19 protein-coding genes are annotated in these 14,302 nt (G+C 46.6%); 2 read left to right on the top strand and 17 right to left on the bottom strand.

All coding sequences use genetic code 11. From position 1 onward, the window contains the following. Positions 1-168: 168 nt before the first annotated feature. The gene (locus C2757_RS00635; protein WP_215374795.1) at positions 169-1,629 is read left to right on the top strand and encodes a tetratricopeptide repeat protein; all 1,461 of its coding nucleotides are present in this window, start codon (positions 169-171) and stop codon (positions 1,627-1,629) included. Here the strand turns inward: C2757_RS00635 and tatC are convergent. Genes tatC through hisB form a run of 10 tightly spaced genes read right to left on the bottom strand, consistent with a single transcriptional unit; the run spans position 1,626 to position 7,266 of the window. Then, on the bottom strand, positions 1,626-2,399 hold the full coding sequence (gene tatC / locus C2757_RS00630; RefSeq protein WP_215374793.1) for a twin-arginine translocase subunit TatC: 774 nt from the start codon (positions 2,397-2,399) through the stop codon (positions 1,626-1,628). The genes C2757_RS00635 and tatC overlap by 4 nt on opposite strands. A 20-nt stretch (positions 2,400-2,419) precedes the next feature. Further along, positions 2,420-2,896, bottom strand: a complete 477-nt coding sequence (tatB, locus tag C2757_RS00625) for a Sec-independent protein translocase protein TatB (protein ID WP_215374790.1) — start codon at positions 2,894-2,896, stop codon at positions 2,420-2,422. 50 nt (positions 2,897-2,946) lie between these two features. Continuing rightward, positions 2,947-3,168: a Sec-independent protein translocase subunit TatA gene (tatA, locus tag C2757_RS00620; protein WP_215374788.1), complete on the bottom strand. Its 222-nt coding sequence runs from the start codon at positions 3,166-3,168 to the stop codon at positions 2,947-2,949. A 17-nt stretch (positions 3,169-3,185) separates the two neighbouring features. Next, on the bottom strand, positions 3,186-3,542 hold the full coding sequence (locus tag C2757_RS00615; RefSeq protein WP_215374785.1) for a histidine triad nucleotide-binding protein: 357 nt from the start codon (positions 3,540-3,542) through the stop codon (positions 3,186-3,188). A gap of 6 nt (positions 3,543-3,548) precedes the next feature. Further along, positions 3,549-3,950, bottom strand: coding sequence for a phosphoribosyl-ATP diphosphatase (locus tag C2757_RS00610; RefSeq protein ID WP_215374783.1), 402 nt, complete (start codon positions 3,948-3,950; stop codon positions 3,549-3,551). Between the two features lie 28 nt (positions 3,951-3,978). After that, entirely contained in the window at positions 3,979-4,386 is a 408-nt protein-coding gene (gene hisI / locus C2757_RS00605) for a phosphoribosyl-AMP cyclohydrolase (RefSeq protein WP_215374780.1), read from the bottom strand. Positions 4,387-4,418: 32 nt separating this feature from the next. Next, positions 4,419-5,177, bottom strand: coding sequence for an imidazole glycerol phosphate synthase subunit HisF (gene hisF, locus C2757_RS00600; protein WP_215374778.1), 759 nt, complete (start codon positions 5,175-5,177; stop codon positions 4,419-4,421). Continuing rightward, complete coding sequence (gene hisA, locus C2757_RS00595) at positions 5,177-5,938, bottom strand: 1-(5-phosphoribosyl)-5-[(5-phosphoribosylamino)methylideneamino]imidazole-4-carboxamide isomerase (RefSeq protein WP_215374775.1); 762 nt, start codon at positions 5,936-5,938, stop codon at positions 5,177-5,179. The genes hisF and hisA overlap by 1 nt, the downstream gene beginning before the upstream one ends. Positions 5,939-5,965: 27 nt before the next feature. After that, positions 5,966-6,628, bottom strand: a complete 663-nt coding sequence (gene hisH, locus C2757_RS00590; RefSeq protein ID WP_215374773.1) for an imidazole glycerol phosphate synthase subunit HisH — start codon at positions 6,626-6,628, stop codon at positions 5,966-5,968. Between the two features lie 50 nt (positions 6,629-6,678). After that, complete coding sequence (gene hisB / locus C2757_RS00585; protein WP_215376713.1) at positions 6,679-7,266, bottom strand: imidazoleglycerol-phosphate dehydratase HisB; 588 nt, start codon at positions 7,264-7,266, stop codon at positions 6,679-6,681. Positions 7,267-7,382: 116 nt separating this feature from the next. On the opposite strand from hisB, the gene hisC reads away from it, so the two are divergent. Beyond that, positions 7,383-8,450: a histidinol-phosphate transaminase gene (hisC, locus tag C2757_RS00580; RefSeq protein WP_215374771.1), complete on the top strand. Its 1,068-nt coding sequence runs from the start codon at positions 7,383-7,385 to the stop codon at positions 8,448-8,450. A gap of 24 nt (positions 8,451-8,474) precedes the next feature. On the opposite strand, the gene C2757_RS00575 is transcribed toward hisC, so the two are convergent. Genes C2757_RS00575 through C2757_RS00545 form a run of 7 tightly spaced genes read right to left on the bottom strand, consistent with a single transcriptional unit; the run spans position 8,475 to position 14,298 of the window. Further along, positions 8,475-9,173, bottom strand: coding sequence for a glycosyltransferase (locus tag C2757_RS00575; RefSeq protein ID WP_215374768.1), 699 nt, complete (start codon positions 9,171-9,173; stop codon positions 8,475-8,477). A gap of 12 nt (positions 9,174-9,185) precedes the next feature. Then, complete coding sequence (hisD, locus tag C2757_RS00570; protein ID WP_215374766.1) at positions 9,186-10,508, bottom strand: histidinol dehydrogenase; 1,323 nt, start codon at positions 10,506-10,508, stop codon at positions 9,186-9,188. Positions 10,509-10,535: 27 nt separating this feature from the next. Further along, entirely contained in the window at positions 10,536-11,162 is a 627-nt protein-coding gene (gene hisG / locus C2757_RS00565) for an ATP phosphoribosyltransferase (RefSeq protein WP_215374763.1), read from the bottom strand. Between the two features lie 20 nt (positions 11,163-11,182). Further along, positions 11,183-12,457, bottom strand: a complete 1,275-nt coding sequence (gene murA / locus C2757_RS00560) for a UDP-N-acetylglucosamine 1-carboxyvinyltransferase (RefSeq protein ID WP_215374760.1) — start codon at positions 12,455-12,457, stop codon at positions 11,183-11,185. Positions 12,458-12,494: 37 nt separating this feature from the next. Then, a complete protein-coding gene (locus C2757_RS00555; RefSeq protein WP_215376710.1) occupies positions 12,495-12,743 on the bottom strand; it encodes a BolA family protein in 249 nt (82 codons plus the stop codon). 17 nt (positions 12,744-12,760) lie between these two features. Then, positions 12,761-13,549, bottom strand: a complete 789-nt coding sequence (locus C2757_RS00550; protein ID WP_215374757.1) for an ABC transporter permease — start codon at positions 13,547-13,549, stop codon at positions 12,761-12,763. Continuing rightward, complete coding sequence (locus C2757_RS00545; protein ID WP_215374754.1) at positions 13,546-14,298, bottom strand: ABC transporter ATP-binding protein; 753 nt, start codon at positions 14,296-14,298, stop codon at positions 13,546-13,548. Before C2757_RS00545 ends, C2757_RS00550 begins: the two co-directional genes overlap by 4 nt. Positions 14,299-14,302: the final 4 nt, after the last annotated feature.

Raw genomic sequence — 14,302 nt, 5'->3', positions numbered from 1 at the left:
ACTGGGACCAATGAATTTTGCTGGTTTTGCCCTCACAGACTGGGGGTAAGGGTATTTAGGACCTCTTTTTGCTTGTCAAAAGGTAGTTTTTTGGTTTTCTTCGTTGTATCTCGGCAACAAGGATTCAGATTCCTGTCTTTTATGGCCTCTAGATGACAAAATTGTCACATGGCAAGCCGCGAATTCTTAAAAATCCTCAGTTCAGCCCGCTTAGGTGATGTATTAGCGCAACAAAAGCTGGCAGACGCCTACTTAACAGGGGCGTTTAAAACCCCTATTCAGCCTGCAAACGCACTCATTTGGCTCGAGAAATCCTATTTTTCTATTACAAATCAAGAGCTTAAAGATAAGCAGGCTGGTTCAGGGCCTATTTCTGAGATTTTGGCTCAAATAGCCCGAATTCCCCTAGCTCAAACCTTTCAGTCTCCAGCGTTTGGCTTTGGCTGGACCTCATTTTGGCAATTGGCTCACAGCAAAGCTGAAACACAAATCCATTTAGCTGCCAAGTGGCAGCTTGCTAACCTCTTGATCAACCCAGACCACCAAGAAATTCAAGCTCAACTCATGGAGTTTCTCAAAGGCAAAAATATTTCAAGCTCTCTTGAAGCAATTGCTGGACTGGATTTAAAAGGTCTGCAAAAAATTGCAAAACAATTTTTACAGGAGCTCGCTGAGACCGACTCTCCATTTACATCAGCAGCTAAAGAGCTGCTCATCAAACTCCAACCGAAAAATGCAGCGCTATCGTCTTTATGGATCTCTTGGCTTGATGATAAAAATGAAGGGGCTTTGCTACAAGCTGCTGAGCTTGGACTCACCATTGCAAGATTGACCTTAGGGCTTCGGCTTGCCCAATTAGATGGCGGGGATACTAAATCCAATGCCTCACTTAAAAAGGCGGCTTATTGGTTAGAGCTTGCAGCCAAAGATGGTGATCGTGATGCTTGGTACTCCCTCGGGGAAATTTATCGTCGCCCGCAGTTTTCTGGCTACAGTGCCACGGAGAGTGATCGTTGTTTTGATAGGGCTGCCGATCTTGGCCATGCTCAAGCGCAACTGCGCAAAGGCGCCAACCTCTGGCGTAAACGAGAAAAGTCTGATGAAAAAGTTCGTGGCTTGCAAGCCTCCTACTGGGTATGGCAAGCCCACCAGCAAGGCATTGCAGAAGCCAAAGAATTGTTCGGAAAAATTTTAGAGAGTTGCCCGGATCCTCAGAAAAATGATTGGCACGAGCTTGCACTTCAGGCCGAGCAAGCTATTAATCACCATGCAGAGCACCAACTAGATGAAGACTGGTTATTGCTATGCCATCGCATTGTGATTGCCAATCAATTTCATTTCAGTAAGGCGGAGTTGTTGCTCTGTGAGGTAGGCCAGCTACAACATGAGCACTGTGTTGTAGTGGATATTCGCTGGGAGTTACCTAAGATCTTGCCAAGATTGATTCAGATCGAGACTATTCAGCAGCGTCGTGCTTTATTAGCTGCAGGCAAAGTGTTTGCTAGTTCTGATTTAGAAATCGAAGGCAACTTACGACAAAGACGTTATCGCTTTGATCGCGTTACTGATTGGCTAATGACCACCTTCGCCAAGGCGCCAAAACCTCAGATGAATGCCGAGCTAGCTTAATTTTCTAAATTGACCTCTTCATCCGCAGGCTTAGGGGTATAGAAGCGCGCAACTAATAAGCCCAACTCATATAACAAAGTCATTGGAACCGCTAACAGCAGTTGAGAAAGCACATCGGGCGGAGTCACTACTGCCGAGATCACAAAAGCACCCACGATCACATAAGGACGAATCTCTTTCAGCTTGGCTAAAGGCACAATTCCCATGCGCACTAGGACAACTACTACTACGGGCACTTCAAAAGTAATACCAAAAGCCAAGAAAGTGGTCATGGCAAAACTTAAATAGTTATCAATGTCGGTCGACATCTCGGCGCCCAAGGGAGCGTTATAACTTGCCATGAATTTAAATACTGTCGGAAATACCAAGAAATACGCAAATGCCATGCCGATGATGAACAAGGTGTAGCTGCTGACTACCAATGGCAAGATTAACTTGCGCTCATGTAGATACAAACCTGGGGCTATGAACGCCCACAACTGGTACATCACGATTGGGAGCGCAATAATGAAAGCAACCAGCATGGTGACCTTCATCGGTACAAAGAAAGAGCCGGTGACATCGGTCACGATCATCTTGCCGCCCGCAGGCAAAGCTTCCAATAATGGCTGAGCAAATAAATGGAAAATATCCGGCGCCCAATAGACTAAGCCTATAAACACCACAATAATTGCCAGCGCTGCCTTAATGACACGATCGCGCAGCTCATATAAGTGCGACAGAAATGATTCTTGTAAACCAGAGTCTTCAGTTGAGTGGCTATCAGTCATGCAAGGGTCTTATTCGGCTTTTATTTATTAGTGCTGTGATGAAAGCGCTTCATCCGAGCAGCGCCAGACTGCACGCGAGTACGCAGTCCTGTTGAGCGCTTAAACCACATTGGCCGAGCTGCGCGCCTCACGCCCCAGCTATTTCGGCCTTGGCGCTTGGATTTGCGTAGCACTTCTTTTTCGTCAAGTGGCGGTTTCTCAAAAGAAGTTTCAAAGATGTCCGCTTGATCACTCAGATTGGTGTTGGCTTCTTGAACAGTGGAATGAATGCTGCTCTCCACTTCCTTGAGCGCCGCAGTACTTTCTTCACGGAATTTTTTGAGCTCATCAATCTCCATCTGGCGATTGACCTCAGATTTCACTTCAGCCATATAGCGCTGCGCTCGGCCGAATAAATTACCAGCCATGCGCGCCACTTTTGGCAAGCGTTCTGGACCTACAACAACTAAAGCAACCACTGCGATAAGCGCAAGTTTTGAAACTCCGAGATCAATCATTTAAACCAGTCTTCTGAAAACTGCATGAATTTCGATTGCGCTATCAATAATTATTTGTTGAGGTCTTTGGCCTGCACATCAACGGTTTTATCGACTGTTGAAGCACCTTGTTGGATCTGCTCTTTTGGTTCTTCAGATGTTTTCATACCATCTTTAAAACCTTTTACGGCGCCACCTAAATCTTGACCGATGTTGCGTAATTTCTTGGTACCAAATACCAACATCACGATGACCAAAACAATTAACCAGTGCCAAATGCTAAATGAGCCCATTTTTTAATCTCCTTGGATTATTTTTTCCAGGGGCGCGGACCGCCCATCACATGCAAATGCAGGTGATAAACCTCCTGCCCTCCATCCGCACCATTGTTCACCATCAATCTAAAGCCTCCATCCTTGCCTGGACGGCAGCCCTGTTCTTTGGCAAGACGGGGTGCTAATTCCATCATTCTACCCAGCAAAGGGGCGTCTATGCTTTCCGCTGACTCCAGCATGGGAATATGCTTCTTAGGAATCATCAGAAAATGTACTGGTGCTGCTGGATTGATATCTTTAAAGGCATAGATCTCCTCATCCTCATAAACCTTCTGTGAGGGGATCAAACCTTGTGAAATCTTGCAAAAGAGGCAATTGGGATCGTGTGACATGCCAATTTACTCCTGACCAGATGCTTTTCTGGCGGCTTTTTCTTCTATTCCAGAGGTTCCAAGGCGACGATCTAATTCGGCGATCACGTCTTCTGGGCGCAAATGAAATTGTGACAATGCAATCAGGCAATGAAACCAAAGATCGGCCATTTCACCCACAAACTGCTTTTGCTGCTCAGGCGCCAAATTTGCGCTGCGGGCATCCTTAGCCGCCATCACCGTTTCTGTTGCCTCTTCACCAATCTTTTTCAAGATCCCATCATCACCCTTAGAAAAGAGCAAGGCGGTATATGAAGTTTTAGGATCGGCTTGGCCTGCCTTAAAGGCATCACGACGTTGATCCACCACATCCGCTAAATGCGCAAATGCGGAATCTACATTGCTCGGTTTATTTACTGAACTAGTCATGGCTAGATTTTATGTCTTTTTACTGAGTTCACTTCTGAGATTCATCTACCCAGGCAGATTTATTCGAATCCCATTGCAAGAAGAAACAGCTATGTTCACCGGTATGGCAAGCAATACCATCTTTTTGCTCAACCATCAGCAAAATCGTATCGCCATCACAATCTAAGCGAATCTCTTTTACCTTCTGAGTGTGGCCAGACTCTTCACCTTTATGCCACAGCTTTTGACGTGAGCGTGTCCAATAGACTGCCTCACCCAGCTGCAAAGTCGCTAATAAGGCATCGCGATTCATCCAAGCCATCATCAAGATGTCCTTACTCCCAAACTCTTGCGCGATAACCGGCACCAAGCCTTGCTCATTCCAAGCGACGGCATCTAGCCAAGCACCGGCTTGCAAAGATTGCAGGGGGGTAAAAGTACTTTGTGGATTGCTCATAGATGAACTTTACAGCGAATCAGGAAATACAGCTAAATACGAACCGGGATCCCTTGGGCTGCCATATATTCTTTTGCTTGTCCCACGGTGTATTCACCATAGTGAAAAATACTCGCTGCTAATACAGCATCTGCATGGCCTTTGGTAATGCCGTCGACTAAATGCTGCAGGTTGCCGACACCCCCCGAAGCGATGACCGGGACAGAAACGGCATCACTGACTGCGGCAGTTAAGGCCAAGTCAAAGCCATCTTTACTGCCGTCACGATTCATGCTGGTGAGCAAAATTTCACCGGCGCCGCGTTTGGTAACTTCAATAGCCCAATCCACCACATCCATGCCAGTAGCGGTTCTACCGCCATGGGTAAAGACTTCCCAATTCCCAGCAGCGGTTTGCTTGGCATCGATAGCAACTACGATGCACTGTGAGCCGTAATAGGCGGCAGCATCAGAAACCAAATCGGGATTAGCGACTGCCGAGGAATTCATACTCACCTTATCTGCGCCAGCGTTGAGTAAGCGTCGCACATCTGCTACAGCGCGCACGCCACCCCCCACAGTCAAGGGGATAAATACTTGTGATGCCACATCTTCAATGATGTGCAAGATTAAATCGCGACCATCTGAAGTTGCGGTGATATCGAGAAAAGTTAATTCGTCTGCACCTTGCGTGTCATAGCGCTTAGCGATTTCTACAGGGTCGCCTGCATCGCGCAAACCTACAAAGTTCACACCTTTAACAACGCGCCCTGCAGTGACATCGAGACAAGGAATAATTCGCTTGGTTAACACTAGCTAATTTTCTTTGCATACTTGAGTGTTAACTCATCAGCATATTTTTGTGCAGCTGCGAGATCCAGATCGCCAGCGTAAATAGAGCGGCCAGCAATGACACCCATGACGCCCTCTTCTTCCGCCTTACAAAGCACCTCGATATCGTGATTGTTTGAAAGGCCGCCACTGGCAATGACCGGAATCCGAATCGCCTGAGCCAACTTGATAGTCGCTTCAATATTGACGCCCTTAAGCATGCCATCGCGCCCAATATCGGTATAGATAATGGCCTCAACACCCCAATCTTCGAATTTCTTGGCAAGATCAATCACTTCATGACCAGTAATCTTGCTCCAGCCATCAGTAGCAACTTTGCCATCACGGGCGTCCAAGCCCACCATGACATGGCCGGGGAATGCAGTGCAAGCGTCCTGGACAAAACCGGGATTTTTTACTGCGGCAGTACCAATAATGACGGTGCTAATGCCGTCATCCAATAAGCGCTCAATGGTTTCGAGATCACGGATACCGCCGCCCAGCTGAACTGGAATTTCATCGCCAACTGCTTTAAGAATGGATTTAATCGCTGCTTCATTTTTTAACTTGCCTGCAAAGGCACCATTTAGATCGACTAAATGTAAGCGCCGCGCACCTTTACTAATCCAATGGGCTGCCATCGCGCCAGGATCCTCAGAAAAAATCGTCGCCCTATCCATATCACCTTGTTCAAGGCGAACACAGTGGCCGTCTTTGAGATCAATTGCAGGAATCAGCAGCATAACTAAGGGCTAAAGGTTAAGAAAGTATTAAGGTTGCCAAGAAACAAAATTTTGATAAAGCTTTAATCCGTATTCTGCACTTTTTTCTGGATGAAATTGTGTCGCAAAAATATTATCTCGCGCTACTGCAGATGTAAACCAGTCTCCATACTCCGTTGAGCCAGCAATATCCTCTTTGCGCTGCGGTACAACATAGTAACTATGGACGAAATAAAAGCTTGTTAAGTCAGGAATGCCATTCCAAAGAGAGTGCTTACTATCCTGACGAACCTGATTCCAGCCCATATGGGGGACTTTATAAACAGAGCCGTCCGCCTGTTTCTTACCTGCTAGCTCAAAACGGCGAACCTCGCCCGGAATCAAGCCCAAACAGGGGGTCCACTGCGCGTTTTCAGATAGACGTACTTCGGCACTTTGATCAAACAGCATTTGTTCGCCTACACATACTCCAAGAAGGGGTTTATTTTTAGAGGCCTCTAATAAAGCATCCAATAGACCGGATTCTTTCAAGTGCTTCATGCAGTCTGGCATTGCTCCTTGACCAGGCAAAACCACGCGATCAGCAGAACGAATTTCGTCGGGATGATGGGCAATCAAGACATTGTCATCAGGCGCTACATGATGAAATGCTTGATATACGGAACGAAGATTTCCCATTCCGTAATCGATGATCGCAATGGTTTGCGCCAATTTAGCCTGTCTTTCGCAATTGTCTACAGAGCAACTATAGGGTGTCTAGATTAGAGACTACCTTTAGTGGAGGGAACTGCACCGGATGCTCGTGGATCAATAGCCAGAGCCATGCGCAAGGCACGGCCAAAGGCTTTGAAGACCGTTTCGATTTGGTGGTGCGCATTAATACCGCGCAGATTATCGATGTGCAAAGTCACTCCAGCGTGGTTCACAAAACCACGGAAGAACTCAATACTGAGATCAACGTCAAAGTCACCCACACGCGCACGGGTAAATGGCACATTAAATTCCAAGCCGGGACGACCTGAAAAATCAATCACGACACGTGAAAGTGTTTCGTCCAAAGGAACATAGGAGTGGCCATAACGGGTAATGCCCGCTTTATCACCTACTGCCTTAGCAAAAGCTTGACCCAATGTAATTCCTACATCTTCAACGGTGTGATGATCATCAATATGAGTGTCGCCATTGGCAACCACCTTGAGATCGATCATGCCGTGACGGGCGATCTGATCCAACATATGGTCTAGAAAAGGGACACCGGAGGCTAGCTCAGCCTTACCAGTACCATCTAAATTGATGGAAATTTGAATTTTGGTTTCCGAAGTGTTTCGGGTAACGTCGGCTTGCCGCATGCTTCGTTGCGCCGCGAGGCGAAGTGTTGATTGAAGCCTCATAATATCATTCCTAGCAGAGATTTAAATGCCGTTATTGCTTCACTTTCTTACTGATTTTTGAGCTGAGTACCCTCATGAGCCGTTTTTGGAGCCCTGTTGTTCAAACTTTGACCCCTTATGTTCCTGGGGAGCAACCGCAAATGCAGCGGCTGGTGAAGCTCAACACCAACGAAAGCCCTTACGGCCCTTCACCCAAAGCGCTTGCCGCAATTCAATCCCAAAACACTGAAGATTTGCGCCTGTATCCAGATCCCGAAGGTGTTGCACTGAAACAGACGATTGCCAAACTGCATGAACTAGATCCAAAACAAGTCTTTTTGGGAAATGGCTCAGACGAAGTTCTGGCACATGTGTTTGCTGGACTCTTAAAACACAGCCAACCCGTTTTATTTCCTGATGTGACTTATAGCTTTTATCCGGTTTACTGCAAGCTATTTGGCATTGAACATAAAACCATTCCTCTCGGAGGAAATTTTGAGATCAATATCAGCGACTACAACAAACCTAATGGGGGGATTATTTTTCCCAATCCCAATGCGCCAACGGGTAGGTCGATAGCCCGCTCTGAAATTGAAACTCTGCTCACTCAAAACAAACACTCAGTAGTAGTGATTGATGAGGCTTATGTAGATTACGGCACGCAGTCTTGCATTCCACTACTGCGAGGTGCCTCTTGCCCAGAAAATCTCTTGGTAATTCATACACTCTCTAAGTCCCGCGCATTAGCAGGTCTGCGGGTTGGTTTTGCGGTCGGACACCCCGCTTTAATAGAAGGCTTAGAGAGAGTCAAAAATAGCTTTAACTCTTATCCCTTGGGTCGCTTAGCGCAGGCAGGCGCCATTGCTGCAATTGAAGACCAGGCCCATCTAGAGGAAACCTCTGCCAAGGTGATCAATACGCGCACCAAGTTAGTCAGTGAACTCAGTGTCCTCGGATTCGAAACTCTACCCTCAACTGCTAACTTTATTTTCACTCGCCACCCAAAGCATTCTGGCGCAGAGCTCTATCAAGCATTACGAGATCGCGGCATTATCGTGCGTCACTTTAAATTGCCACGCATCGACAATTTTTTACGAATCACGATTGGCACAGATGAACAAAGCGGCGAACTCGTCGCCGCTTTAAAAGAAATTCTATCTTGACCTAACTCAAATTTTAGTGTGCGGCTACTCTTTCCATTTATGCAAGTAGTATTGATAAGCCAATTTCCAAGCATCACTATTAAAATTTCCACCACTTTCATGTGCTACTGCTAGCCCGATAGTACCCATTTTTAGATTTAATACCTCTGCCTGTCTACAGAAATCCAAATCATAAAAATGAAATTTAAACTGCTCATCAAATCTCAGCCCACTCTTTAATAACGTCTCGCTTTTTACGCCTAGAAATAACCCATCCATTAATTTACATTCTTGATTAATCGGGCCAAAGGGGGTAACGGCCATAGGTGGATATACATTGCCATGCCCGACGGCTCCACTCAGATTTTTAGCCTCATCCCACTGAAATTTGTCATTCACAAATGCCCACGATGGTTGACCAGAAACTCGTCGCTTATTTCCTGCCAAACCAATAATGTCCCAATGACTTAAACCATCTCGTATTCTTTGGGCCCAAAAATAATCTCCGAGCCAGATATCGTCATGCATAAAAATTAAAATTGCAGGAGATTCCTTAGACTCCTCAATAGCTTGGTTATATAAAATACCTAATGGTGTTGAATTATTTGCATATAGCCTAACCTCTACCTTTGATACATTGATAAAGTTTTTGATGCTTTTCCCTGTGGCTGTTTTGCTTAAAAATTCATTTTGGCCAATTCTAGTTGCACAAATAATTCTTATCGGAAGATCGAAGTTCTCCATACAGTCAAAACTTTAGCTTTTCAGGCGCATTTCAGCTGCGCGGGCATGGGCTTGTAACCCCTCACCGTGGGCAAGCGTGCTCGCTACCGCACCCAAGGTTTGGGCTCCAGCTTCACTCACTTCAATCATGCTGGAACGCTTGATAAAGTCATAGACACCCAATGGCGATGAAAAGCGTGCTGTACGAGCTGTAGGGAGGACATGGTTCGGTCCTGCACAGTAATCGCCTAGGGATTCACTGGTGTAGTTACCCATAAAGATTGCGCCTGCATGACGAATCTTCTCCGCCCACTTCCGGGGTTCAGCCGCACAAATCTCTAAGTGTTCTGCTGCGATTGCATTAGCAATCTCGCAGGCCTCATCCATACTGCTCACCTGAATCAAAAGTGCACGATTTACGAGAGAGGTTTCAATGACTTTTGCTCTGGGCATCTCCGGAAGCAGCTTATTGATACTGGCTTGCACTTGCTCAATAAAAGCAACATCAGGGCACAGCAAAATGGATTGGGCTTGCTCATCATGCTCTGCTTGTGAAAACAAATCCATTGCAACCCAATCGGGATTGCTTGAGCCATCGCATAGCACCAGAATTTCTGAAGGACCAGCGATCATATCGATGCCCACAATGCCAAATACTCTGCGCTTTGCAGCGGCAACATAGGCATTGCCTGGACCAACAATCTTATCTACGGCTGGGATTGTCTTGGTTCCATAAGCCAAAGCACCTACTGCCTGAGCGCCACCAATCGTAAAGACACGATCAACACCGGCCAAATAAGCAGCAGCCAACACCAATGGGTTGCGCGCACCATCTGGGGTTGGCACCACCATGATGACTTGCTCAACACCGGCCACTTTTGCAGGGATGGCATTCATCAAAACAGAGGATGGATAAGCTGCTTTACCACCAGGTACATAAATACCAACGCGATCCAATGGAGTCACTTTTTGACCTAAACGCGTGCCATCTGCCTCTTCATATTCCCAAGAGTGGCAACCTGCTTCCATTTTTTGCTTCTCATGATATGCACGTACTCTCTGGGCGGCAATGTCTAAGGCATTCTTTTGCTCGGCTGATAAGGTCTTATAAGCTTGCTCTAAATCTTGCCGGGAAATCTCTAATTCAGAAACCTTAGTCGCATTTAGACGATCAAACTGTTTCGTGAAATCCAGAACAGCCTCATCACCCTTCTCTTTAACCGCCAGAAGAATCTTTGCGACAGCGCTATCAATCGCTTCATCATCAGCCATCGGTAATGAAAGACTAGAGTGCAAGGTTTCTTTAAAACCCGCATCCTGACTATTGAGGCGCTTGACGTTAATTTTTGCGGACATTTGGAATGTGTTGCGTTCTTTTGGTGCTTACTTGAGCAACTCGAAAATCGGTTGCAGCTGAGCACGCTTACGCTTGTAAGAAGCTTGATTTACCACCAAACGTGCACTGATATCAGCAATCGGCTCAACCTCAACCAGGCCATTGGCACGCAAAGTATTACCGGTTGATACCAGGTCCACAATCGCATCTGCTAAACCCACCAGTGGAGCCAGCTCCATCGATCCATAGAGCTGAATCGTATCGATGTGTACGCCTTTATTCGCAAAGTGTTCACGAGCGCAATTGACATACTTGGTTGCAATTTTTAAACGTGAGCCTTGTTTGACAGCTGCTGCGTAGTCAAAACCTTCGCGCACAGCCACTGACATACGGCACTTGGCAATATTCAGATCGTATGGCACATAGAGGCCATCGGTGCCTTTTTCCATAAGCACATCTAAGCCTGCTACACCAAAATCAGCCCCACCAAATTGCACATAAGTAGGCACGTCTGAGGCCCGCACAATGATCAAACGAACATCAGGATTGGAGGTCTCAATAATGAGTTTGCGGGACTTCTCAGGATCTTCCTTCGGCACAATGCCGACCTTGGATAAGATCTCAGCAGTCTCTTCGAAGATACGCCCTTTAGAGAGGGCTAAAGTCAATTTCATGGACTAATTATCCATCAGGCTTACTTAATGCGCTCGATCTTAGCGCCTAACAGCGTCAATTTCTGCTCCATACGGTCATAGCCACGATCCAAATGGTAGATCCGATCCACTTGAGTTTCACCTTGGGCAGCCAAGCCAGCAATGACCAAGCTTGCGGAAGCGCGCAGATCGGTCGCCATCACAATGGCGCCAGAAAGCTTTTCCACACCCTGCGCAATTGCCGTATTACCTTCAATTGCAATGTCTGCACCCAAACGATTGAGCTCTTGAACGTGCATAAACCGATTCTCAAAAATCGTTTCTGTAATCGTAGAGCTACCGTTTGCTACTGCATTGACAGCCATCAGCTGTGCCTGCATGTCAGTTGGGAACGCAGGGTACTCAGAGGTGCGGAAACTCACTGCCTTTGGACGTTCTTGCATAGAAGCCTTAATCCAATCCGAACCAACTTCCATTTGCAATCCTGCTTCCTTGAGCTTGACCATCACAGCATCTAAGGTATCGGGACGGCAATGCTTCACTAGCACATCGCCACCAGCCGCAGCAACTGCGCATAAGAATGTGCCTGCTTCAATACGATCCGGAATAACGGAGTGCTCAGCACTATGCAGCCTTTCAACGCCTTCGATCACTAATCTATCGCTACCAATGCCAGTAATTTTGGCGCCCATCTTCACGAGCAATTCAGCAAGGTCGCCAACCTCAGGTTCACGTGCTGCGTTTTCCAGAATTGTCGTCCCCGACGCCAAGGTGGCAGCCATCAGTAAATTTTCTGTACCAGTGACTGTAATCATGTCAGTCAAAATTGAAGCACCCTTTAAGCGATCCGCTGGCGACTGAGTCTCTGCCTGAATGTAGCCGCTCTTAATCTTGATGTTGGCCCCCATCGCTTTGAGACCCTTGATATGCTGATCTACCGGGCGGGCACCAATAGCACACCCACCAGGTAAAGATACTTTGGCGTTATGCATACGAGTCAAAAGCGGGCCTAACACCAAAATGGAGGCTCGCATGGTTTTCACCATCTCATACGTTGCCTCTGAACTCTTAATCACTGCGGCATTCAATATCAAATGGCTGCGGGCTGCTGGATCTGGAAAGCTGACGGTCACACCAATTTCTTGCAACAGTTTGAGCATAGTGCGCACGTCTTGCAAATCAGGCACATTACGCAATACCACCGGCTCATCCGTTAGTAGGCACGCGCACAAAATTGGGAGTGCTGCATTTTTAGCGCCTGCGATGATCACCTCACCTTTCAGTGGTGAGCCGCCAAGCATTCGTAATTTATCCATGAAGCAATTCCAATAAAAACGGGGTATTTAATAAAATTTATACAGCAGAATTCTGAGCAAATTCTTCCGGTGTAAAAGCCTTGATTGATAAAGCATGCACTTCAGCTTTCATGCGATCGCCCATTGCACCATAGACCAGTTGATGACGCTGCACCAAACGCTTGCCTTCAAACTGGGGGCTCACAATGGTTGCAAAAAAGTGTTGGCCATCACCCTCTACCTGAATATGCGTGCACTCAATGCCTTGCTTGATATAGTTCTCAATTTGTTCTGGGGTCGGTAACATCATTTCTCCTATCAATCCTAGTGCCTGAGCTTATAGCCCTTTTGCAACAAGCGTAGGGCAATTGCCGCTACCACCACAAAAAAGGAAGCAACGATTGCCAAACTATTCCATGGGGAAATATCAGATACCCCAAAGAAACCAAAACGGAAACCATCAATCATGTAAAAGAAAGGGTTGAAATGCGAGACGACTTGCCATGCTGCTGGTAAGGAATGAATGGAATAAAAGACCCCTGACAACATCGTGGCTGGCATGATCACAAAGTTCTGGAAAGCGGCAAGTTGATCATATTTATCTGCCCAAATGCCAGCGATGAGGCCGAGGCTCCCCAAAATAGCGGCTCCTAAAAAAGCAAAGATCAAAATCCACAACGGATACTCAATTGCGGGCATGCCGTACCAAGCTGTTACTAAAAAGACACCGAAACCTACCACCACACCCCGAAATACTGCCGCCAATACGTAAGCAGCATAAAAATCAAAGTGACTCAAGGGGGCAAGCATGACAAACACTAGGTTACCCGTAACCTTAGATTGAATTAAAGATGAGGAAGCATTGGCAAAAGCATTTTGCAAAACACTCATCATCACTAAGCCCGGTATCAAAAACGCGGTGTAGCTTAAGCGCCCATAAACCTCTTTACCTTCGAGTACATGACCAAAAATCATGAGATACAAAATAGCGGTTAGTACTGGGGCAGCAACCGTTTGAAACCCTACCTTATAAAAGCGTTTGATTTCTTTGCTGAGCAAGGTAGGGAAGCCGCTGCCGTACTCCAGGGGAGGTGTATTGAGCCCATGCTTCATAAGGCGCCTCCAGACATGATGTTGACAAAAACTTCTTCCAAATCCGTCTTGCCCTCACCATCTTTTTTGACTGAGCCATAGCGAGCCAATAAGTTAGAGGTTGTATCAAGAGCAACAATCTTGCCTTGCTTGAGCATGGCAATCCGCTGACATAGGGCCTCAGCCTCCTCTAAATAATGGGTCGTCAAAACAATGGTGTGTCCATCTTGATTGAGTCTGCTGACAAATTGCCACAAAGACTGACGTAGCTCAACATCTACCCCTGCAGTTGGCTCATCCAAAATAATGACTGGGGGGCGATGCACTAATGCCTGAGCAACTAAAACTCGCCGCTTCATACCACCTGACAAGGAGCGCATATTACTGTCTGCTTTGGAGGTGAGATCGAGGTTGGACATAATCTCATCAATCCAGGCATCGTTATTGCGAATGCCAAAATAACCTGACTGAAAACGTAAAGTCTCACGTACAGTAAAAAAGGGATCAAATACCAATTCTTGTGGAACCACACCCAACATACGACGCGCCTCACGAAATGCTTTTTGCACATCGGCGCCCATGATGGCGGCACGACCCTTATCTGGGGTCACTAAGCCGGCCAAAATGGAAATTAGGGTGGTCTTACCAGCACCATTTGGGCCAAGTAAACCAAAAAATTCGCCCTGTTCAATATTTAAAGAAACATCATCTAGGGCTTGAAGTGCCCCGTAATGTTTAGATATATTTTTGACAGAGATTGCAGGATGCATGCCG

Origin of the sequence: Polynucleobacter sp. MWH-Svant-W18 (assembly GCF_018687495.1) — a bacterium.
In the GTDB taxonomy this organism is placed as follows: Bacteria; Pseudomonadota; Gammaproteobacteria; order Burkholderiales; family Burkholderiaceae; genus Polynucleobacter.
This window is presented reverse-complemented; position numbering and strand designations above follow the sequence as displayed.